Below are 21,594 nucleotides of genomic sequence, written 5' to 3'. Positions count from 1 at the left end.
CCCGTCAGCCTCTCAGGAGGGAGAAGGACGCATGACCGAACACTCACGGCCGAGCGGGCCGAGCCGCCGGCGGCTGCTCCGGGCCGCTGTCGCGGGCGGGACCGTGGCCACCGCCGCCGCCTGCGCCGGTCCGGGCACCACCCGCGGGCCGCGACCCGGCACGGGCGCGCCTTCCGACGTTCCGCCGCCGGTCAGCGGCCGGGCGACGGACCACATATCGTTCGCCCACTGGCGGGCGGAGGACAAGAAGATCCTCGGCGAACTGATCGACGACTTCACCAGGCGCAACCCGGGCAGCAAGGTCCGGCAGGACATCTCCCCGGCGCAGGACTACCAGGCCAACGCTCTGCAACGGCTCAAGAACGGGTCCATCGGAGATGTACTGACCGCCTTCAGGGGCGCGCAGTTCGCCGACATGCTCAAGGCCGGGTTGTTCACGGAGCTGTCGGCGCAGACGTTCGCGGACGAGTATCTGCCGCACTACAGCCGCGGTGGCCGGGACGAGGCCGGGCGGCTGTTCGGGCTCCCCTACCAGCTGGTGTTCCCGATGCCGCTGGCCAACCGGGACCTCCTGGAGAAGGCGGGCTACGACAAGGCGCCGCAGAACTGGGACGCCTATCTGGACCTGTGCGACAAGCTCAAGTCCCGCGGCAAGGTGCCGTTGGCGTGGCCCGGTGCCGAGCCCGGCAACGCGGGCCAGCTCTTCAACGCGATGGTCATGAACAACGCCCCCGGCGACGACGCCTGCGCGCGTATCGCCTCCGGCAAGGCCAAGGTCACCGACGACTGGTTCCTCAAGGTCCTCGACCAGTACGCGCAGCTGCGGCCCTTCGTGCAGCAGAAGGCGGGCGGCACCCAGGTCGAACCCGCCCAGCAGATGTTCGCCAAGGGGACCGCGGCGATGCTGGCCACCGGCTCCTACCACATGGCGGCCGTCCGGCAGCTGGGTGCGAAGTTCCCGATCGAGCTGGTACCCCCGATCACCGTGGACAAAGGGGAGCGGCCGCGCTACGTCGGGACGCACAACGCCACCTTCATCCTCGGCGTGAACGCGGCCGGCAAGCACTCCACGACCGCGCTGCGCTTCATCGAGTACCTGTCCGACCCCGCGGTGGCCGGCCGGTACGCCAACGGCACGGCGCAGCATCTGACCGTCGCCGGCGTCACGTACAAGGACAAGGATCTGCGGGACACCCAGCACTGGCTGGAGCGGCGCACGATGCTCGCCCCGCGCTACCAGATCGAGGACATCGACATGCTCAACGCCGTCGAGGGCGCCTGTGCGAAGGTCCTGACCGGCACGTCCGCGGGGAAGGCGGCCGAGGCCGCCCAGCGGGTCGTCGACCAGCGGCGGCCCGGATGAGCGCGCCCAGCACGGTCAGGACCGGCCCCGCCCCGACCCCCGCCCGTGGCACATCCGCCGGGCGGCCCCGGAAGCACCGCGGGTGGAGACAGCGGTTCGGGCACCCGGCGTTCTACCTGTTCCCGCTGCCCGCACTCGTGGTGTACGTGATCTTCTTCGCCGTCCCGACGGTGCAGGCGTTCCAGTACGCGGTCACCGACTGGGACGGCTACAGCGCCGGCTACCGCTCCGTCGGCCTGGACAACTTCGAGCAGTTGGCGCGCGGGGACGACCTGTTCGTCAACGCCATGACCAACAGCCTGAAGTTCATGCTGGTCGTCGTCGTCTTCCAGACCCTCTTCTCGCTGGTGCTGGCGTCCATGCTGCTCCGCAACAGCCGTTCCTCCACACTGCTGCGCGCGGTCTTCTTCCTGCCGACGATCCTCTCCAGCGTGTCCGTCGCCTTCGTGTGGAAGTTCATCTACGACCCGAACTTCGGGCTGGCCAACAGCGCACTGAAGTCGGTCGGGCTCGACTCCCTGACCAGTTCCTTCCTCGGTGACGAGGGCAAGGCCATCTACTTTCTGGCGATCACCCAGGTCTGGTTCCACACCGGTCAGATGATGGTCATCTTCATCGCCGGTCTTCAGCAGATCCCCCGGGAGCTGTACGAAGCCGCCGCGATCGACGGAGTCGGCAGGTGGCAGCGGTTCCGGCACGTGACATGGCCGATGATCGCCCCGGCGACCGGCATCGTGATCGCCTACACCACCATCCAGTCGTTCAAGGCGTTCGATCTGGTGCTGGGGCTGGGCGGCAACCCACCGCAGGGCTCGCTGGACATTCTGTCGACCCGCATCTACACCTCGTTCGCCGATTCCAGGTTCGGCTACGCCGCCGCGGAGTCGATCGTCTTCATGGCGGTGATCGCCCTGGTCACACTGATCCAGCGGCGCACCGTCAAGCTCACCCAGTCAGGAGCGTGACATGGGCTCCCGTATCGGACGGCGTGCGCTGCTGGGCGTGTACACGGCGCTCGTCCTCATTCCGCTGCTGGTGATGTTCGCCGGCAGTTTCAAAACCACCTCCGACCTGTTCAGCAACCCCTTCTCGCTGCCCGAGGAGTGGCAGTTCGGCAACTACGGCGAAGTACTGGGCAGTGCGGACATGGGCACCGCCTTCACCAACAGCGCCCTGGTCACCGCGTGCTCGGTGACGCTGACGCTGCTGCTGGCGAGCCTGGCCGCCTACGGGCTGGCCCGGATACCGGGCTGGCCCGGCTGGGTCCTCTACGGATTCCTCGTACTGGGCATGTCCGTGCCCGCGCAGGCCAACATGATCCCCCAGTTCGTGCTCTTCGACGTACTCGGACTCACCGACAGCCTGGCCGGCCTGGTCCTGATCAACATCGTCAGCACACTGCCCGTCGCGGTGTTCATCCTGGCCGGCTTCATGCGGACGCTGCCCCGCGAGATCTACGAAGCCGCGGCACTGGACGGCGTCGGCCCATGGCGGACCTACCGGTCGATCGCGCTGCCGCTGTCCCTGCCGTCCCTGGCCGCCACGGCGATCTTCCTGCTCGTCATCCACTGGAACGAACTGCTGTACCCACTGCTGTTCATCAACGACCCGGACAAGCGCACCCTGCCGCTGGCCCTGCTGAACTTCCAGGGCGAATTCCTCACCAACTACCCGCTGCTCTTCACCGGTGTCGTCGTGGCCTCCCTGCCCCTCGTCGTCGGTTACATCTTCCTCCAGAGATTCTTCATCGCCGGGATGACCGCCGGCTCGGTCAAGGAGTGACGCTTGTACCTGCTCCGTGAGATCACCGCAGTGCGCCACCACGAGGGTGGCCTGGAGTGCGCCGTCCGCGCCGTCCGCGGCATCGAACTGCCCGGCACACCCGGCTGTCTGACCGGCGAACCCCTCCCCGACCAGGGCATCGAGACGACCATGCCCAACCTGCCCCGACTGCCCGTTCCCCCGCTGGACCCGCGCGAGTTCGTACTGCGCGTGTCCTTCGACCGCGAGGACTCGGTCCGGATCACCCTCGCTCCCCGGGGTGCGCGGGTACTGGACGAGCAGCCCGGCTGGCTGGGCATCGTGCTCGACGGAGCACACGCGCCCACGCCCCGCGTGCGGACCACCGAGGACGTCCCGGGCCGGCCCACCGGACCGGGCACCGCCGGGGCCGGGACCCCAGGCACCGCGCAGACCGTCGTGCACACCGGCCGGATGCGGGTGCGCCTCACCAGGAGCCCGTTCGCGCTCCGCGTCGAGGACACCGCCACCGGACGCACACTGCTGCGCACCGGGGAGCGGCTGCGCCAGGTGGCCGGATTCCCGATGGCCCCGCCCGTGCTCGCGACGGACTCCGGGACGGTCCTCAACCTGGAACTGGGCCCCGACGAACAGATCACCGGCTTCGGCGAGCAGTTCGGACCACTGGTGAAGAACGGCCAACGGCTGCGGCTGCGCGTGGAGGACGCACTCGGCACCGGCACCGGCATGGCCTACAAGCCGGTGCCGGTCTGGCACTCCACCAACGGCTATCTGGGCTTCCTCAACACCGGTGCGGTGGTCACCGCGGACGTCGGACACCGGCGCCCGGACGTCCTCGGCCTGACCGTCGACGACGAAGCCCTGGACCTGTGGGTGATCGGATCGCCGTCCCCCAAGGAGCGGCTGTCCCGCTACACGCAGCTCACCGGCCGCGCCACGGTGCCCCCGCCGTGGGCCTTCGGCTACTGGATGGGCCGCTGCCGCTATCACAGCGCCGCGGAGATGAACGAGGTCGGCGACACCATGCGCCGGCACGCCGTGCCCTGCGACGTACTGCACCTGGACCCGGACTGGCTGGTGGTGGACCGGCTGAACTGCGACTTCATCTGGAACACCGAACGCTTCGGTGACCGGGCCTCGTTCATCGCCGGGCTGCGCGAGCGCGGACTGCGGCTCTCGCTGTGGGAACTGCCCTACCTCGACCCCGCCTCCCCGCGCCACGCCGAGGCCCGCGAGCGCGGCTTCCTGGTGCGCGGCCCGGCCGGCGAGCCGGCCGAGGTGGCCGGAACCCCGTCCCCCGACGGTCGGCCGCGTGCCCTGCTGGACTTCACCAACCCCCAGGCTCGCGCCTGGTGGCAGGAGCTGCACACCGACTTCCTGGCCGACGGCGTGGCGGTCTTCAAGACCGACTTCGGCGAAGGTCTGCCCGAGGACACGCTTCCCGCGGACGGCACCCCGGGCCATCATGCGCACAACCTCTACCCACTGCGGTACAACGGCGCGGTCTCCTCCGCGATCGCCGCTCGCACCGGCCGTCCCGCCCTCGTCTGGGGCCGCTCGGGATGGGCGGGCTCACAGCGCTACCCCGGACAGTGGGGCGGCGACGCGGAGTCGACGGTCGCCGGGATGCGCTCCACCGTGCGTGGGGGCCTCTCGTACGCGCTCAGCGCGCCGGGCCTCTGGAGCCACGACATCGGCGGGTTCTACGGGCCGGAACTGACTCCCGAGCTGTATGTGCGCTGGACACAACTGGGGGCGCTGTCCCCGCTGATGCGCGCGCACGGGCTGCGTCCTCGCGAGCCCTGGGCGTTCGGCGACCGCGCTCTGGAGATCGCGCGCCGCTGGATCCGACTGCGCTACGCACTGCTGCCGTACCTGTGGCAGGTGGCGCAGCAGGCCGCGAACGAGGGCTGGCCCGTGCTGCGGCCACTGGCCCTGGAGTATCCCGACGACCCGGTGGCCGCCTCCGTGGACGACGCCTTCCTGCTGGGGCCGGATCTGCTCGTCGTTCCCGTCTTCGACGACGGTCCCGGACCGGTCCGCCGCCGCTTCTGGGTACCGGAGGGCGGCTGGACGGACCTGCTCACCGGCGAGCGCTGCACCGGGCCCGGTCATGTCGAACGCACCGTCGATCTCGAGAGCATGCCCGTCCTGGTACGGGACGGCTGCTGGCTGCCGCGGCTGACCGTGGACGAGACCGTGCGCTCGACCGACGATCTGCTGGAGCGCCCTTGGCAGCTCCATGTGTACGGCACCGAGACCGGTACCCGCGAACTGACGGGCTTCGACGGCACACGCTCTGCGGTGCACCTCGAGGGGGACTCGGTGCGTGCCGAGGGCGGCCTGCGGCTGATGGACCGTGCCGTACGCCACGGAGGGCCCCGATGAGCACCACGTTCCCGGGCGTGCCGGACTTCGCCGAGAAGCGCGACCGGCTGCGTGACCTCGCTGCCCGACACGACCTGGACGCACTCGTGCTGCGCGAACCGGCCACGCTCAACTGGCTGCTGTCCGCCCGCTGCCACGTCCCGCAGACGCTGGAGAGCGCGTGCCTCACCGTCGTCCTGTCCCCGGCCGCCGAGGAACCGACCGTGGTGGCCAACGCCATCGAGGCACCCCGGCTCCAGGACACCGAACTCGCCGGGCTGGCCGCACACTGGCAGACCGTGCCCTGGTGGGCGGACCGGGAGCAGGCGCTGCCCTCCGGGCGCCTCGGGTCGGACCGCCCCCGGCCGGGAGAACTGGGACTGACAGCTGAGATCGCACGCATCCGCCGGGTGCTGACCGGGCATCAACAGCTCCTGTTGACCGACGTGGCCAAGGACACGGCGGCGGCAGCGACCGACACCGCTCACCGGCTGGCGCCCGGCTGCTCCGAACGGGAGGCGGCGGCCGCCCTGGCACATGCCCTGCTGGAGCGCGGCCTGGACCCCGTGGTGCTGCTGGTGGCCGCCGACGAACGCATCGCGATGCACCGCCACCCGCTGCCCACGGACCGGGTGGCCTCCGGACGGATGATGCTCGTCGCCTGCGGCCGTCGGCACGGGCTCATCGCGAGCGTCACCCGGCTCGTGTCGTTCGGCCCGCTCACCGGCGCCGAGCAGCGGGACTACGCCCGGTTGCTGGAAGTCGAGCGGGCGTTCCTGGACGCGTCCGTTCCCGGGGCCCGGCTCGGTGCGGTCTTCAGCGCCGGAGTGGCCGCCTATGCGCAGAACGGTTTCCCGGCCGACGAGTGGCACCGCCACCACCAGGGGGGCTTCTCCGGCACGCAGCCCCGCGAGTTCCCTGCCTACGGCACGTCCGGCGAGTTCCTCGCCGAGGGCAGCGTCGTGGCGTGGAATCCCAGCGGCGGTGGCTGGAAAGTCGAGGACACCTCGCTGGTACGGTCCGGCGGCGTCCGCCCGCTGGTGCACGACGATCGCTGGCCCACGCTCCGGGCAGGGGGCCGCGACCGGCCCGGAATCCTTGTCCGCTGAACGCGAGGGCCCGCCCTCACCGAAGCGTGGAACACCGCGGGGTCGGGCGCCTCGAGCCGAGGCCGCATCCGTTGAGGCGTGTCAAGAATCGACGACGGCGTCCACACGCTTGCGCAGCGGCAGCTTGGTGAAGAAGCGCTTGCGTGCCTCCGGCCGTGCACGGTCAAGGAGGCCGCCGCGATGGAAGGCGTGCCGACCACCTTCGGAACGGAGCTGTTCCGCGATTGGGCCCGCACGAGAGGGCGGCCGATCCGTCGCTGCTGTCCGCCTTCCGCCGCCCGGCCCGCTCGGTGCGACGTCGCAAGGACCGTGCCGTGAAGCTGGCGGCTTCGAGTGCCGGCCGGATCAGGCTCCGGTCTCACCCTAACAAGACCATCCCTGCCTGGTGACGGGAGGGCGTATCCGACCATACGCACACGCTGGTGGCGTTCGGGGCACTGGACGTGCGGCCTGAGTGACCAGCGTGGCGGTGCCGCGGGTCTTGCGTCGGCTCTTCGGATCGTCCGCGTCTCGCGGCCTCCGCCGAGTCCGGCGCTCCGGAGCAGCCTCACTGTGGAGAAGCAACTGAATGAAATAGGCTAGGCCACTGCGCAAACGCTATGGTCAGCAAGTGTCGACCCCGCGCCCGCGGGGATGCTCCCCGAGATCGGTCAGCTCGACCTCCCAGGCATCCGTCGACCCCGCGCCCGCGGGGATGCTCCCTGTCCATGCTGCCGCCCGTCCCGTCTCCCGGGGTCGACCCCGCGCCCGCGGGGATGCTCCCGGGTTCATCGACAGCATCGCGGGCGCCTTGATGTCGACCCCGCGCCCGCGGGGATGCTCCTCCGGTGCGCAGTGGTGCGCACTCCAGCTCAGCGTCGACCCCGCGCCCGCGGGGATGCTCCGTCGACATCGAAGATCGCGACCTCGTTGTTGCTGTCGACCCCGCGCCCGCGGGGATGCTCCCCTTGTGCCCTTCACATCGCAGGTCCCTAATGGGTCGACCCCGCGCCCGCGGGGATGCTCCCCTCGTACAGTGCCATGATCTCTCCTTGTATAGGTCGACCCCGCGCCCGCGGGGATGCTCCTCACTGCCGGGCACCGTGGCCGGCTCCCTGGCAGTCGACCCCGCGCCCGCGGGGATGCTCCTTCGAGTGAGTCGGCTGAGTCAGAGCGTCGTGTGTCGACCCCGCGCCCGCGGGGATGCTCCCCGTGGCGGCGTCGCCGTCGGACAGGGAGGTGGGTCGACCCCGCGCCCGCGGGGATGCTCCCCGCCCGTGCGGTAGCTGTTCCGTCGTGCCATCGTCGACCCCGCGCCCGCGGGGATGCTCCCGGCCTTCACGCGGCGGTCCTCCGCTGCCCGACGTCGACCCCGCGCCCGCGGGGATGCTCCCGCCCTCATCGGTGCCCTCGTGGGTGCCCGCGGGTCGACCCCGCGCCCGCGGGGATGCTCCCTGGCGGCCGCCATGACCGCGCCGCAGGAGTCGGTCGACCCCGCGCCCGCGGGGATGCTCCTCCCTCGCGCGCATGGGCCGCGCCCCGATCATCGTCGACCCCGCGCCCGCGGGGATGCTCCGGGGCCGGGCCGGTTCTGGGGTTACTGGGGTCTGTCGACCCCGCGCCCGCGGGGATGCTCCCGGCGGGAGGCCAGCGGTGCTGCGTGACATCACGTCGACCCCGCGCCCGCGGGGATGCTCCGTTCGGCGCCACTGCGATAGAGCACTCATCGAGGTCGACCCCGCGCCCGCGGGGATGCTCCGGGCAGCCGGTCAAGGACCGGGGACTCCTGCACGTCGACCCCGCGCCCGCGGGGATGCTCCCCGGTGGCGATAGCGACCGGAGAGCCCCGTGAAGTCGACCCCGCGCCCGCGGGGATGCTCCCCCGAGGCCGGTGCCGTAGGCGATCCCGCAGGCGTCGACCCCGCGCCCGCGGGGATGCTCCGCTGACGACGTACGCGCGCTTCTGCCCGGAGTTGTCGACCCCGCGCCCGCGGGGATGCTCCCCAGTACTGCTCGGGGTCGCCGTCCTCGTATCGGTCGACCCCGCGCCCGCGGGGATGCTCCGAAGGGCCGCCGCACCGGCCGGAAGCTCGCCGCGTCGACCCCGCGCCCGCGGGGATGCTCCCACCCGTGATTGACGCTCGTACTCCGCGGGTCTGTCGACCCCGCGCCCGCGGGGATGCTCCGGTGATCACGTTCCATTACCGGACGGTGGAGGCGTCGACCCCGCGCCCGCGGGGATGCTCCGGCCGTCAAGAAGCGCATGGCGGGCGGCCTGTGGTCGACCCCGCGCCCGCGGGGATGCTCCGCGTGTCCTGACCCTTGGGGATCATCCCCAGCCGTCGACCCCGCGCCCGCGGGGATGCTCCCCCGATTACCTTCGCGGTCCAGGACGAGACAGGGTCGACCCCGCGCCCGCGGGGATGCTCCGGACAGGAGGTCCGGCTGGGCATCGAAATCGGAGTCGACCCCGCGCCCGCGGGGATGCTCCGGAGACCACACACGGTACCGAGGTCTACCTCGTGTCGACCCCGCGCCCGCGGGGATGCTCCCTGGTCGACCGCGCGACCACCAGCGACTTCGTCGTCGACCCCGCGCCCGCGGGGATGCTCCCACGTCGAGCGTGACGGCGCGGCCGAGCTCGTCGTCGACCCCGCGCCCGCGGGGATGCTCCGAGACCGCGATCGGGCCGATGTTCGTGTGGGACGTCGACCCCGCGTCCGCGGGGATGCTCCGAGCCGGGCTCGGATGACGCGGACGCTCGCTGAGTCGATCCCGCGCCCGCGGGGAAGAGGGAGTGGACCGGTGGTGGTGGGGTTCCGGCGGCGTCGGGCTGAAGCAACCTCGATTGTCAGTGCTGGCATTTACGCTCCATGTCGACGAGTTAGGGGAGGAGTGGTTGGCTGTGGAGCGATGGGGGTACGCCGCCGAGCTGGGGGTGTTATGGGGCAAGTCGAAGGAGCGTGCCGGCGGGCGGATGAACCTGCTGATGTCGCACCTTCTCGATACGAGTGCAGTGGCCGAGTTGATGTGGGACCGCTTTCTGGCCCCTTCGACGCGGGAGGTTCTGGACGATGTGGCGGGGGGTGTGGGACGGGGGCGTCTGTTCCTGGCCTGGTTGTGCGGTGTGCATGATTGCGGGAAGGCCACTCCGGCCCACCAGCGGCTGTGGCCCGAGGGCGCAGACCTTGTGCAGGCGGCAGGCATGGGGTGGCGAGAGCCACTGGCTGCGGCAGCGGCAAAGCGCAGCCGGTGGCGTCATGACTGGGCCGGTGGGCTGCTGATCCGGGAGATGCTGAGTGCGGCCCGGTGGGCCCCCCAGCAGATCGACTGGGTGTGGCCATTGGTTGCCGGCCATCACGGCGCGTTTCCTACACTGCGTGACCTTCGAGAGCCTTCCAAGGCAAAGGGTCAGTTGAAGGGCACGGGACGGTGGCCGGAGGTTCAGCAAGCGGTGCTGGAGGCCCTCACCCGCGAGCTGGGGTTCGCTGATCTTCGCGAGGTGCAGCCGGAGGTCGTCCCCTCGCGCGCGCTGCAGATGCAGTTGAGCGGGTTGGTGGTGATGGCGGACTGGATCGCAAGCGATGAGCGTCACTTCACGGGCATCGATGACTTCGGGGCGCTCTCCGTGAACGGAGCCCGTCGGCGGGCGCGGAGGGCGTGGGAGGCTCTGGGGCTGCGTGGTGGCTGGGGGACCATCGCTGTTCCCGGCCCGGAGGCGTTCCAGGATCGTTTCGGGTGTTCGCCGCGGGCGTCGCAGACGATGGTGGTCGAGGCAGCCCGGCGAATGGGGGCGCCGGGGATACTGGTCATCGAGGCTCCGATGGGTGAGGGCAAGACCGAGGCGGCTCTGGCGGCGGCCGAGGTTCTGGCCGCGCGGTTCGGTGCGGATGGCGTGTTCGTCGGAATGCCGACCCAGGCGACAAGCGATCCGATGTTCACTCGTGTGCGCAACTGGCTGGAAGCCCTCGATCCCCGTCTTGCTGCCCAGGTCGCGTTGCTGCACGGTAAGCGTGCCTTCAACAGCGAGTGGAAGCGTCTCCTGGACGAAGGCGGCGCAGATCCGGACGGCCTCTTTTGCGGCGTTGATGAGTACGGCCTCGGCGACGATCCCTACGGGATGCCGGCCACCACCTCAGAATGCTCCGCCGAACGGCAGGCACCTGCTGAGTGGTTCTTGGGTGGCAAGCGCGGTCTGCTGGCACCGTTCGTCGTGGGCACGGTGGATCAATTGCTGTATGCGGCCACGCGCACCCGCCATGTCATGCTCCGCATGGCGGGCTTGGCAGGCAAGGTCGTGGTTCTGGACGAGGTCCACGCGTGCGACGTGTACATGAACCAGTTCCTCTTGGAGGCCTTGCGCTGGTTGGGGCAGGCAAGGGTGCCGGTGGTGCTGCTGTCAGCGACGCTTCCGCCCGCGCAGCGCCGGGCCTTGGCCACCTCCTACATGGCCGGTGCCGCATCGCGGGAGGAATACCCGGTCGAGGTTCCCGAGGCGGCCGGATACCCACGCGTGACTGCTGCCTGGCTCGGCGAGGATGCCATGCCGCTCTTTCATATGGCCGCTTCCCCGGGGTGGCGCGACGATCTTCCGGTTGCGGTGGTGCCGCTGCCGGAGGCCATACCGGGGCCTCGGGCCACCAGCGGCGAGCGTGACGCGTTCCAGGCGGCTGCCGACAAGGCTGTGGGGGATCTGCTTGAAGACGAACTGGCAGACGGCGGGACAGCGCTGGTCATCCGCAACTCCGTGGCCCGCGCGCAGAGCGCCTACGAAGAACTCCGGAGCCGGTTCGACGAGGAAGAAGTGCGACTGCTGCACGCTCGATTCACCGTCACGCGCCGTGCCGAGCTGACAGAGGAATGCCTGGAACTGCTCGGCCCGGAGCGCCAGAGCCGCTCCGGGGGTGAGCGGCTCGTTCTGGTCGCCACGCAGCTGGCAGAACAGTCGTTTGACGTGGATGCCGACCTGCTGGTCACCGACCTGGCCCCCGTGGACCTGCTGCTGCAGCGCATGGGGCGCATCCATCGCCACGCAGACACCCTCCGCCCCGCGCGGCTGCACCTCCCGCGCGTCTACGTCACGGGCTTTCAAGCACGAGAGGACCGTGAGCCTGCGTTCGTCTACGCGAGTGAGAAGATCTACGGCCGTCACCTCCTGTTGCGCACTGCGGCCCTGCTGCCTGGAAACGGCGGATCGTGGTCAGTGCCGGGAGACGTGCCTGCATTGGTGGAGAAGGTCTACGGGACGCATGCCGAGCTGCTGCCCGGGACCTGGCGTTCGGCAGGTGCTCAGGCGGCCGAGGAACAAGCCGAGGCGGATCGGCGGCGTGCGGAGTCCGCACGCGAGTTCCTCCTGACGAGGCGCGGCGAGCACGAGAAGCCGACCCTGGCCGGTGTGCACTACGGAGGGGTCTCGACCGGAAGCCGTGAGGAGAGGCTGCAGGCGGCGGTGCGCGATGGTGAGGAGTCCGTCGAGGTCGTCCTTGTTGTGCAGGACACCGAGGGGGAGTCGTTCCGGACGCTCAGAGGCCGCTCGCTGAGCATCAACGGGGATGTGGCACCGGAGCTGTTGGATGAGGTCCTCGGCTCCGCCGTGCGTCTTCCGCCGAAGCTCACCCGAGACGCCTTGACGCTCACACCTCTTCCGGCCTGGCACGGCCACCCCTGGCTGCGGCACAGCCGCGCGCTGGTCCTCGACGGGGTTCGCCGCGCCCGGCTGGGCGCGGCGAACCTGCGCTACGACGATCTGCTGGGCCTGTACGAGGAGCAGGTGGGCAGCTGATCGCACAGCTTCCCCATCCCCGCGACGCGCGGGGTCGACGTGCTGACCAGACACAACGACGGGTCATCCCCGCGTGCGAGATGAAGCTCGTCCTCAACGCGAGGTCAGCAAGGAGATGCGTATCAGTTTTCGGAACTCCCCGCACGGCGGCCACTGCTGTGGCTAGCCTCCTGGAAGAGCTAGACAGAACGAATTGCCTAGAGGGGAAGCCATGCCTTCTTCGTTCCCGTTAGCCGACTCCCCATGGCTGTCGCTGCCCCCAGCATCGGGTGGCCCGGCGGCCGAGCACGGTCTGCGCCACACACTGTTGGAGGCCCACGCCTTGGGCGAACTGGTGGTCAGTTCGCCCACGCAACGGTCGGCAGCCCTGCGCCAGTTGCTGCTTCCGGTGGTTGTCGATGCCTTGGGGCGTCCCGCTGATGAGCGAGAGTGGGTGCGCTGGTTCGAGGCCGGCCGGTGGTCCGAGGAACAGCGCAGGTGCCTCGATGCCTATCTCGACGAGCACGCATTCGATCTCTTTCACCCCCAGCGTCCTTTCGCCCAGGTGCCGGGCCTGCGTACGGCGAAGAACGAGACGAAGGGGGCGGGCCTGCTTGTCGCGACCGAAGCCACCGGCAATAACGTGCCGCTCTTCGCTGCCCGCACGGAGGGCGAGCCCCCGAAACTGAGCCCTTCCCAGGCCGCTCTCTGGCTGCTGCACGCGCACTGCTGGGACACCGCCGCCATCAAGACCGGCGCAGTAGGGGACCCGAAGGTAAAAGCAGGGAAGACCACAGGCAATCCCACGGGCCCGTTGGGGCAGATGGGCGTCACGCTGCCGACCGGCCGCACCCTCTACGAGACGCTGCTGTTGAACATTCCCGTCGGCCCGCCGCTGCGCTCGGATGACCTGCCGCAGTGGAAACGCGCTGACGTGTTCACACCTCAGTGGCAGGAGCGCCTGCCCGCCGGCCTGCTGGAGGTGTGGACCTGGCAGTCCCGCCGCATCCGCCTGATCCCCGAAGAGACAGCCGAGGGGGTCCGGGTGACCAGGGTCGTCGTCGCGGCCGGCGACCGGATGCCACACACACCTGAACTCGACCCGCACACCATGTGGCGGCTCGAACCCACCGGCAAGCCGCGTGCCGGCACGTCACGTAAAGGGAAGACCGTACCGCCACGCCGGCCGCTGCGCATGCAACCGGGCAAGGCGGCCTGGCGGGGCCTGGATGCACTCCTGGCTCCTGAGCGCCAGGCGAGGGACGCCCGTGAGAACACGGCAGGGTTCGCCACCAGCATCCTCCTGGACCAGGCCGGTGCGGTCCGGGCCGACCTCGGGGACGACTTCCCCCTTCGGGTCGAGCTGACGGGCATGGCCTACGGCAATCAGTCCGCCGTCGTCGAGGACGTCATGTTCGACGCGCTGCCCCTGCCGCTCGCTGCGCTGGGGGCCGACACTTTCGCACACGCCGCTGTGCTGGAGGTAGCAGAACAGGCCGAAGAACTGGCCCAGGCCGTCAACCGTCTCTCAGCAGATCTGCGGCGCGCCATGGGCGCGGAACCCATCCCCTGGGACAAAGGCCAGCGCCCCGGTGAACTTCTCCTGCACGCCCTGGACCCGCTGGTGCGCCGCCTCCTGGCAGGACTGCGCCGTGTGGGCGCAGACATCGATGCGATCGAGGCCGGGCAGCTCGCGTGGGAACAACTGGCCCTTCGACGGGCCTGGGAGATCGCCGATCGCCTGCTGCAGACCGTACCCCTGGCGGCCTACGCGGGCCGCACCATCTCCCAGGGCGAAGGCCGGCAGGACCGCACGTACCGCGCCTCGTTGGCCGAAGCGTCCTTCACCAATCGCTGCAACGAGATCCTCCACCGGGCCACCGAAGACCGCCGAGAGGCGAGCCGCCCGCATACGCCGGGAGATGACGATGTCTGAGACCGACCACCGCACGCAGCGCATCTGGAACAAGTACATCGCTACGGACGGCACGTGGCACCGCAAAGAGGGTACGGCCGCCGAGAAGCGCCCACCAGGCGAAGATCTGGCCCTCCTGCGCCGGGGCTTGAGCCGTCCCGCCGGCACAGTGCTGCCCATGTTCGCCTTCTACACCTGCCCCGTCGACGACTTCGCCGCACGGCGCGGCGAGGTCTCGGCCGAGCAGGAGGCCGAACACGCAGCCCTGGCACTGTTCGGCCTGCATCAGCAGAGCAAAGAGCGTCCCATGCACCGCGGCGGCGTCTCCCTCGGCCGTGCCATGCGCGCGCTGCGTCATCACGACCGCTCCAGTTCGGAGGCCGTCGACTCACGCTTCGAGCAAGCATTCTCGGCGACCGCGCCCGAGACCCTGCACTACCGGCTGCGGGGCCTGATCACGCAGCTCAAGGGCATCGATCAGCCGCTCGACTACGACCGGCTCTGCGAGGACCTCTATGCCTGGCGGCGTCCGCCTTCCCGCTCCCGTGTACGCCGGCGCTGGGGCCTGGACTACTACGGCTGGACCCAGGCCCGGAGTGGCAAGACCGAGACCGCTCCTGCCGGATCTCCCACCACCGCCCCTTCTTGACCGGCACTTTCCACCTTCATCCGCCGTCCTGACCAACATGGAGAGCTTCATGGCACCGCACTGCTTCGTCGACGTGCACGTCGTACAGACCGTGCCCCCGGCCAACCTGAACCGCGATGATCAGGGAAATCCCAAGGAGGCCGTCTACGGCGGGGTGCGCCGCTCGCGTGTCTCCTCCCAGGCATGGAAGCGTGCCACGCGGCTGCACTTCGACGCCCAGGCCCCCGAGATCGAACGGGCCACACGTACCAAGCGCATCCTGGGCCAGCTCACCGAACGCATCGCCCGAAACAATGGGCTGGAGACAGAGCCCGCGGCACGGATCGCCACCGCGGTGCTCGGCCAGCTCGGCCTGAGCCAGGGCAAGAAGGCGGGCGACACGGCCTACCTTCTCTTCTACGGCCAAGCTCAACTCGACGCCATCGCCGCCCTGGTCACCGGGCGTGCGGCCGAGCTCGCCGCTCTCGACGACAAGGGCCTGGCCGAGGCTGCCACAGAGCTTCCGGTCACCGCGGCACTGCAGGCCGGGCATCCGATGGGCGTCGCACTGTTCGGCCGGATGGTCGCCGACATTCCCGCGCTGAACGTTGATGCTTCCGTACAGGTCGCCCACGCCCTCTCAACCCACGAAACACAACTCGAATTCGACTACTTCACTGCGGTCGACGACGAGAACGAAAAGGAAGAGACCGGCGCCGGGCACATCGACTCCATCGGGTTCAACTCCGCCACCCTCTACCGGTACGCCACCGTCGGCCTTGACCAGCTGACCGCCAACCTCGGAGGCGACAACGACGCCGCGTTCGACGCACTCGACCGGTTCGTCGACAGCTTCGCCCGATCCGCCCCGACCGGCTACCAGAACGCCTTCGCCCACCGCACCCGCCCCAGCCTCGTCGCCGTGGTCGTGCGCACCGACCAGCCCGTCAACCTCGTCTCCGCCTTCGAAGAACCCGTCCCGGCCGAGTCCGGTATCCAGGCCGCATCCGCCCGCCGTCTCGCCGAGGAGCACACCACAGCGGTGCGCATGTGGGGCGACGAGCCTCTCCACACCGCCATCACCCACACCTTCACCACAGGCGATCCCCGCACCAAGGACACCGCAGAGGCCCTCACCCAGGCGTTCGGCACACCGGTCGCCTTCCCCGAACTCCTGTCCGGTCTCCGCGCCCGCCTCACACAGGCAAGGGAGACGGCGTGACCTCCCGCGAGCCCGGCCCCGTCCTGCTGCTACGGCTCGCCGGGCCCCTGCAGTCCTGGGGCGACCGCAGCGCCTACAACCGACGCGAAACCCGCCCCGAGCCCACCAAGTCCGGCATCATCGGCCTGCTCGCAGCCGCAGCCGGCCGCCCGCGCCAGGCGAACCTCGACGACCTGGCCGGCCTGGACCTGGGCATTCGCATCGACCGGCCGGGCAGCCTGCTGCGTGATTACCACACCGTCAGCGACTACCGAGGACGTCCGCTGCCCTCTGCCGCAGTCACCGCCAAAGGACGCCAGAAACCCACCTCACCCGCCAAGCACACCCACATCACCCAGCGCTACTACCTTCAGGACGCAGTCTTCCTCGCCGCCGTCACCGGCCCCGAGCCACTGGTGACCGCACTCGACCACGCCCTGCGCCACCCAGCCTTCCCCCTCGCGCTCGGACGCCGCTCCTGCACCCCGGCCCAGCCCATGAACCTGGGCCTGCGCACCGGCACGCTGGAGGAGGCACTACGAGAAGCGCCCTGGCAGGCACCCCGCCGGATCATCAAGCGATGGGGCCGCGAGCACGGCAACGCCGACCGCATCGACCTCCCCGCGACCCTCGACGACCCGACGGGAGAGGACGTACGGGACGACGTACCGGTCTCCTTCGCCCCGAAGAACCGGGCCTACACCACCCGTCACGTACGACACGCCTACCTCAGCGCACCCACCGGACTCATCCCCGACCCCACCGCACCGCCGACCGCCAACGGCGGCCACGACCCCTTCGCCCTCCTGGGCTGGTGACCGACATGCCCTTCCTCTCCCGCATCCGCATCAACCCCCTGCGCGCAGAGAGCCGCAAACTGCTGACCAGCCCCCGCGCCATGCACGCCGCCGTCCAAGGAGGACTCCCCGGCACACCCGACGAAGAACGCACGCTCTGGCGGCTGGACGACGACAACCCCCACCGCCCCCACCTATTCGTCCTCACCAGCTCCCGCCCGGACTGGACCCACCTCGTCGAGGCCGCCGGCTGGCCCGACGCGGACGGCGAGCACCACGCCATACGCGACTACAAACCGCTGCTGGACCAACTCGCCCTCGGCCGCGAGTTCGCCTTCCGGCTGACCGCGAACCCCGTCCAGAACACCAACCGCCCCGCCAAACCCACCCCCCGCCAGGCCGAGCGCCTGGCCGCCGGCGAACGGCGCAGCTTCCGCCTCGGCCACCGCACCGCCACCACCCAGCTCGCCTGGTTCCTGACCCGCACACACCGCTGGGGCTTCGAAATCCCCCAAGCACCTGCCCTCGAAGACACCCACAACACCGAGGGCGAAGCACCCCACGACGTACGGATCATCGCCAGAGACCGCCGCTCCTTCCGCAAAGAACCCTCATCGAAAGAAGCCCGGGTCGTCATGCACGCCGTCACCTTCGAAGGACGACTACGCATCACCGACGCCGCCACGTTCACCGAAAAACTCCTGGGCGGCATCGGCCCCTCCAAGGCATACGGCTGCGGTCTCCTCACCCTCGCCCCCCTCGCCACAAGGAACTGAGCCGTGCCCGACATCTGGTGGAAGGCCGACCCACAAGACCTGCACCGGCTCGCCGACCGCGTCTCCAGCGTGTACGTCGAACGCAGCCACCTGGACCGCGACGAAAACGCCGTCGTCATCATCAACAAACAGCAAACCGTCCGCGTCCCAGCAGCCATGGTCGCCGTCATGCTCCTCGGCCCCGGCACACGCGTCACCCACGGCGCAATCCGCCTGCTCGCCGACTCCGGCACCGCCATCTGCTGGGTCGGCGAACAAGGCGTCCGCATGTACGCCGCCGGCCTTGGCTCCAGCCGCGGAGCCGGACTCCTGCAACGCCAGGCATGGCTCGTCACCCGACCCAAGCAACGCCTCGCCGTCGCCCGCGCCATGTACGGCCAGCGCTTTCCCGGCGAAGACGTCTCCGGCCTGACCATGCAGCAACTCCGCGGCCGGGAAGGAGCCCGCGTCCGCAAGATTTACCGGACCCAGTCACAGCGCACCGGCGTGCCATGGAACGGCCGCATCTACAAACCCGGCGACCCCCACGCTGCCGGAGACGACCTCAACCGCCTGCTGTCCGCAGCCAACGCCGCCCTCTACGGCATCTGCCACGCCGTCATCACCGGGCTCGGCGCCAGCCCCGGCCTCGGCTTCGTCCACACCGGCTCCGCCCTCTCCTTCGTCCTCGACATCGCCGACCTCTACAAAGCCGACTACACCATCCCTCTTGCCTTCGATCTGGCCGCCGACGGCCTCACGGACGAACGTGATGCACGCCTCGGCCTACGTGACCACATCGCCCGGGACAAACTGCTCAACCGCATCATCGAAGACGTCAAGACCCTCCTCACACCAGACGGCACCGACATCGACGACGCCGAAGCACATCTGTTGTGGGACGAGCACCTCGGCACCGTCCCCGGAGGCACCGACTGGTCCGCCGAGGACACCCACATCGCCGTCATCGGCCCCGAAATCGACGAGAGCGGACCCGCCCGATGACGGTCATACTCCTCATCGCCGCCCCCGAAGGACTGCGCGGCCACCTCACTCGCTGGATGGTAGAAGTCAACGCCGGAGTCTTCGTCGGCAACCCCAGCCGCCGCATCCGCGACCGACTATGGGAACTGCTGGCCACCCGCATCGGAGACGGCCAAGCAGTCATGGTCGAACCAGCCGCCAACGAACAGGGCTGGGCCACCCGTACCGCAGGTCGCGACCGCTGGCGCCCCATCGACTTCGACGGCCTCATCCTCTCCGCCCGCCCCCGAATCCAACCGAACGAAAACACCCCCACACCGCGATAAACCCGCTGCTCAGCAAGTGTCGACCCCGCGCCCGCGGGGATGTTCCCATCTGGCAGCCGGACGCGGAACCGGCGGCCGAGTCGACCCCGCGCCCGCGGGGATGTTCCTGCCGTCGTGGTCGACATCGACCCCGTCAAACGGTCGACCCCGCGCCCGCGGGGATGTTCCGTGGGGCGGCGGCCGGGCCGTAGGAAGCGGGCCGTCGACCCCGCGCCCGCGGGGATGTTCCCGCTGGGTTCGGCGCGCTGGCATTCGCCGCAATGTCGACCCCGCGCCCGCGGGGATGTTCCCCGGCAGGCGCCCCGACGGTGGTCATGCGGCGGGTCGACCCCGCGCCCGCGGGGATGTTCCACTGAGGAAACCGGAAACCCGCTGGTCACGGCGGTCGACCCCGCGCCCGCGGGGATGTTCCGCGGTGCTCGCCCTGGACCCTGACGCATCGCCCGTCGACCCCGCGCCCGCGGGGATGTTCCACCAGCGGTTGCGGTTTCCGGCTGGAAACCCGCGTCGACCCCGCGCCCGCGGGGATGTTCCCGTCTCCGAGATGACGTACGCCGACGAGCTGCAGTCGACCCCGCGCCCGCGGGGATGTTCCCTTGTCGGCCTTCGTCAGGTACAGGCCGCCGGAGTCGACCCCGCGCCCGCGGGGATGTTCCCACCGCCGACGTACGCAAGGAGCGTAGATATGCGTCGACCCCGCGCCCGCGGGGATGTTCCCTCGGCCGGGGTCATACGCTCGTCCTCCGGCATGTCGACCCCGCGCCCGCGGGGATGTTCCGCCGTCCGGACCGTTGTCCACGATCAGCGCAATGTCGACCCCGCGCCCGCGGGGATGTTCCCAGGAGCGCCAGCAGAGGGCGGACGCGGAGCGCGTCGACCCCGCGCCCGCGGGGATGTTCCGGCCCGGGCCTGTTCCAGGAAGGTGAAGAACCGGTCGACCCCGCGCCCGCGGGGATGTTCCGTTCCGACCGGACCGTCACACGCGGTCAGTTCTTGTCGACCCCGCGCCCGCGGGGATGTTCCCCCGGGGGCGTCCGCCGACTTGGGGAGCCGCCTGTCGACCCCGCGCCCGCGGGGATGTTCCGCCCCGCAGTACTGCCACGCCGCAGACGCAGGCGTCGACCCCGCGCCCGCGGGGATGTTCCGATCCCATGCCTTACTTCCGGCACCGGTCGCGAGTCGACCCCGCGCCCGCGGGGATGTTCCCTGAGCCCCGCCGCCGCGCTTGTCCAGGCCGTTGTCGACCCCGCGCCCGCGGGGATGTTCCCCGGCTCCGGACGGCGCTGAGTTGGCCGCCCGCGTCGACCCCGCGCCCGCGGGGATGTTCCGGCGAGCTTGCCGGTACCCGGCTGGCCATCGAGGGTCGACCCCGCGCCCGCGGGGATGTTCCCTCGGCGAGCGCGGCCGGAACCTCCGGTGCGTCGTCGACCCCGCGCCCGCGGGGATGTTCCTCTGCTGGCCGAGGACGCCCAGCGTGCCGAGCTGTCGACCCCGCGCCCGCGGGGATGTTCCTCCGGTACGGCCCTCAGCGCTGTGTCCTGTGGTGTCGACCCCGCGCCCGCGGGGATGTTCCGGCTGCCATTGTGAGCCTGGTCCCGGTACCGGGGTCGACCCCGCGCCCGCGGGGATGTTCCCTGCTCACTGTTCAGCACCATCCGCCGCAGCATGTCGACCCCGCGCCCGCGGGGATGTTCCGCCGTGATGGAGGAGCTGGCCAAGTCCGCGCAGGTCGACCCCGCGCCCGCGGGGATGTTCCCACGGAGGAGGACACGCCGCCGGTGACCGCGACGTCGACCCCGCGCCCGCGGGGATGTTCCGGAAGACCGCGTCACGATCCTCAACGGGGATCGGTCGACCCCGCGCCCGCGGGGATGTTCCGCGCACCTGGTCGAGCACCGGCCGCCGCACCACGTCGACCCCGCGCCCGCGGGGATGTTCCGCAGGCTTCCTGCCCTGTCCACGTCTCTACGACGTCGACCCCGCGCCCGCGGGGATGTTCCCCGGGGACAGTCGCCGGACGCATAAGCGGGGCGGTCGACCCCGCGCCCGCGGGGATGTTCCGACGTCCCCGACGCCCCGCAGCTCCCCACCAAAAGTCGACCCCGCGCCCGCGGGGATGTTCCGCTGCGGGGGCAGCGCGCGAGTCCGGGGCGTCGGTCGACCCCGCGCCCGCGGGGATGTTCCGGGGCGGCCGGTCACGCGGCGTCCCCCAGTGCGGTCGACCCCGCGCCCGCGGGGATGTTCCGCCTGGACGGCGGCCGCACTGCTGGCGGGCTTCGTCGACCCCGCGCCCGCGGGGATGTTCCTCGTCGGTCGGCTCCAGCTCGGGCCGCACCAACGTCGACCCCGCGCCCGCGGGGATGTTCCGGGTTCAGGTGCGGCTCCCGTAGGGGCGTCAGGCGTCGACCCCGCGCCCGCGGGGATGTTCCTGCGTAGAGGGTGGGGGAGGCTGCGGGTGGTTCGTCGACCCCGCGCCCGCGGGGATGTTCCGTACTTGCTGAGCGACTGACCTACGACCGGTTGGTCGACCCCGCGCCCGCGGGGATGTTCCGATCACTTCTGAGAACTCCGCCAGGGCCCCGGTGTCGACCCCGCGCCCGCGGGGATGTTCCGTGGCTATGGGAGGGGCCGACCCGCAGCGCGTCGTC

At 70.4% G+C, this 21,594-nt stretch carries 13 protein-coding genes and 2 CRISPR repeat arrays (1 of these 15 cut by a window edge); all 13 genes read left to right on the top strand.

All coding sequences use genetic code 11. The annotated features are described in order from the left end of the window. Window positions 1-31: 31 nt before the first annotated feature. The 13 genes from P2424_RS04315 (at window position 32) to cas2e (ending at window position 18,946) form a co-directional block, all read left to right on the top strand. Window positions 32-1,363 (top strand): extracellular solute-binding protein, encoded by a 1,332-nt coding sequence (locus P2424_RS04315; protein ID WP_276474461.1) that lies wholly within the window; start codon window positions 32-34, stop codon window positions 1,361-1,363. Further along, on the top strand, window positions 1,360-2,328 hold the full coding sequence (locus P2424_RS04310; protein ID WP_276474460.1) for a sugar ABC transporter permease: 969 nt from the start codon (window positions 1,360-1,362) through the stop codon (window positions 2,326-2,328). The genes P2424_RS04315 and P2424_RS04310 overlap by 4 nt, the downstream gene beginning before the upstream one ends. A gap of 1 nt (window position 2,329) precedes the next feature. Continuing rightward, window positions 2,330-3,145: a carbohydrate ABC transporter permease gene (locus P2424_RS04305; RefSeq protein ID WP_276474459.1), complete on the top strand. Its 816-nt coding sequence runs from the start codon at window positions 2,330-2,332 to the stop codon at window positions 3,143-3,145. A 3-nt stretch (window positions 3,146-3,148) separates the two neighbouring features. After that, window positions 3,149-5,512 carry a TIM-barrel domain-containing protein gene (locus P2424_RS04300; RefSeq protein WP_276474458.1) on the top strand — a complete coding sequence of 788 codons (2,364 nt, stop codon included), beginning with the start codon at window positions 3,149-3,151 and terminating at the stop codon, window positions 5,510-5,512. Beyond that, the gene (locus tag P2424_RS04295; RefSeq protein ID WP_276474457.1) at window positions 5,509-6,600 is read left to right on the top strand and encodes a M24 family metallopeptidase; all 1,092 of its coding nucleotides are present in this window, start codon (window positions 5,509-5,511) and stop codon (window positions 6,598-6,600) included. Before P2424_RS04300 ends, P2424_RS04295 begins: the two co-directional genes overlap by 4 nt. Window positions 6,601-7,212: 612 nt before the next feature. Then, window positions 7,213-9,375: direct repeats of the CRISPR family, unit length 28 nt; unit sequence GTCGACCCCGCGCCCGCGGGGATGCTCC. Window position 9,376: 1 nt separating this feature from the next. Then, window positions 9,377-12,361, top strand: a complete 2,985-nt coding sequence (gene cas3 / locus P2424_RS04290; protein WP_276474456.1) for a CRISPR-associated helicase Cas3' — start codon at window positions 9,377-9,379, stop codon at window positions 12,359-12,361. Between the two features lie 211 nt (window positions 12,362-12,572). Further along, complete coding sequence (gene casA / locus P2424_RS04285) at window positions 12,573-14,276, top strand: type I-E CRISPR-associated protein Cse1/CasA (protein ID WP_276474455.1); 1,704 nt, start codon at window positions 12,573-12,575, stop codon at window positions 14,274-14,276. Then, entirely contained in the window at window positions 14,269-14,904 is a 636-nt protein-coding gene (gene casB, locus P2424_RS04280; protein WP_276474454.1) for a type I-E CRISPR-associated protein Cse2/CasB, read from the top strand. Before casA ends, casB begins: the two co-directional genes overlap by 8 nt. A gap of 49 nt (window positions 14,905-14,953) precedes the next feature. Beyond that, window positions 14,954-16,105 (top strand): type I-E CRISPR-associated protein Cas7/Cse4/CasC, encoded by a 1,152-nt coding sequence (gene cas7e, locus P2424_RS04275; protein WP_276474453.1) that lies wholly within the window; start codon window positions 14,954-14,956, stop codon window positions 16,103-16,105. Continuing rightward, the gene (gene cas5e, locus P2424_RS04270; protein ID WP_276474452.1) at window positions 16,102-16,902 is read left to right on the top strand and encodes a type I-E CRISPR-associated protein Cas5/CasD; all 801 of its coding nucleotides are present in this window, start codon (window positions 16,102-16,104) and stop codon (window positions 16,900-16,902) included. Before cas7e ends, cas5e begins: the two co-directional genes overlap by 4 nt. Window positions 16,903-16,907: 5 nt before the next feature. Continuing rightward, on the top strand, window positions 16,908-17,657 hold the full coding sequence (cas6e, locus tag P2424_RS04265; protein WP_075000640.1) for a type I-E CRISPR-associated protein Cas6/Cse3/CasE: 750 nt from the start codon (window positions 16,908-16,910) through the stop codon (window positions 17,655-17,657). 3 nt (window positions 17,658-17,660) lie between these two features. Further along, entirely contained in the window at window positions 17,661-18,641 is a 981-nt protein-coding gene (gene cas1e / locus P2424_RS04260) for a type I-E CRISPR-associated endonuclease Cas1e (protein WP_276474451.1), read from the top strand. After that, entirely contained in the window at window positions 18,638-18,946 is a 309-nt protein-coding gene (cas2e, locus tag P2424_RS04255; RefSeq protein WP_276474450.1) for a type I-E CRISPR-associated endoribonuclease Cas2e, read from the top strand. The genes cas1e and cas2e overlap by 4 nt, the downstream gene beginning before the upstream one ends. A gap of 18 nt (window positions 18,947-18,964) precedes the next feature. Further along, a CRISPR array of direct repeats spans window positions 18,965-21,594; the repeat unit is 28 nt; unit sequence GTCGACCCCGCGCCCGCGGGGATGTTCC (it continues 1,307 nt past the right edge of the window).

The sequence above is a fragment of the Streptomyces sp. WMMB303 genome (assembly GCF_029351045.1).
Classification (GTDB): domain Bacteria; phylum Actinomycetota; class Actinomycetes; order Streptomycetales; family Streptomycetaceae; genus Streptomyces.
The sequence above is the reverse complement of the archived record's forward strand: the minus strand, read 5'-3'. Positions and strand labels throughout refer to the sequence as shown.

Coding starts and splice junctions, on each gene's coding strand:
- casA (WP_276474455.1), top strand. CDS start 12,573: ATGCCTTCTTCGTTCCCGTTAGCCGACTCCCCATGGCTGTCGCTGCCC.
- P2424_RS04310 (WP_276474460.1), top strand. CDS start 1,360: ATGAGCGCGCCCAGCACGGTCAGGACCGGCCCCGCCCCGACCCCCGCC.
- cas6e (WP_075000640.1), top strand. CDS start 16,908: ATGCCCTTCCTCTCCCGCATCCGCATCAACCCCCTGCGCGCAGAGAGC.
- P2424_RS04315 (WP_276474461.1), top strand. CDS start 32: ATGACCGAACACTCACGGCCGAGCGGGCCGAGCCGCCGGCGGCTGCTC.
- P2424_RS04295 (WP_276474457.1), top strand. CDS start 5,509: ATGAGCACCACGTTCCCGGGCGTGCCGGACTTCGCCGAGAAGCGCGAC.
- cas2e (WP_276474450.1), top strand. CDS start 18,638: ATGACGGTCATACTCCTCATCGCCGCCCCCGAAGGACTGCGCGGCCAC.
- casB (WP_276474454.1), top strand. CDS start 14,269: ATGTCTGAGACCGACCACCGCACGCAGCGCATCTGGAACAAGTACATC.
- cas7e (WP_276474453.1), top strand. CDS start 14,954: ATGGCACCGCACTGCTTCGTCGACGTGCACGTCGTACAGACCGTGCCC.
- P2424_RS04305 (WP_276474459.1), top strand. CDS start 2,330: ATGGGCTCCCGTATCGGACGGCGTGCGCTGCTGGGCGTGTACACGGCG.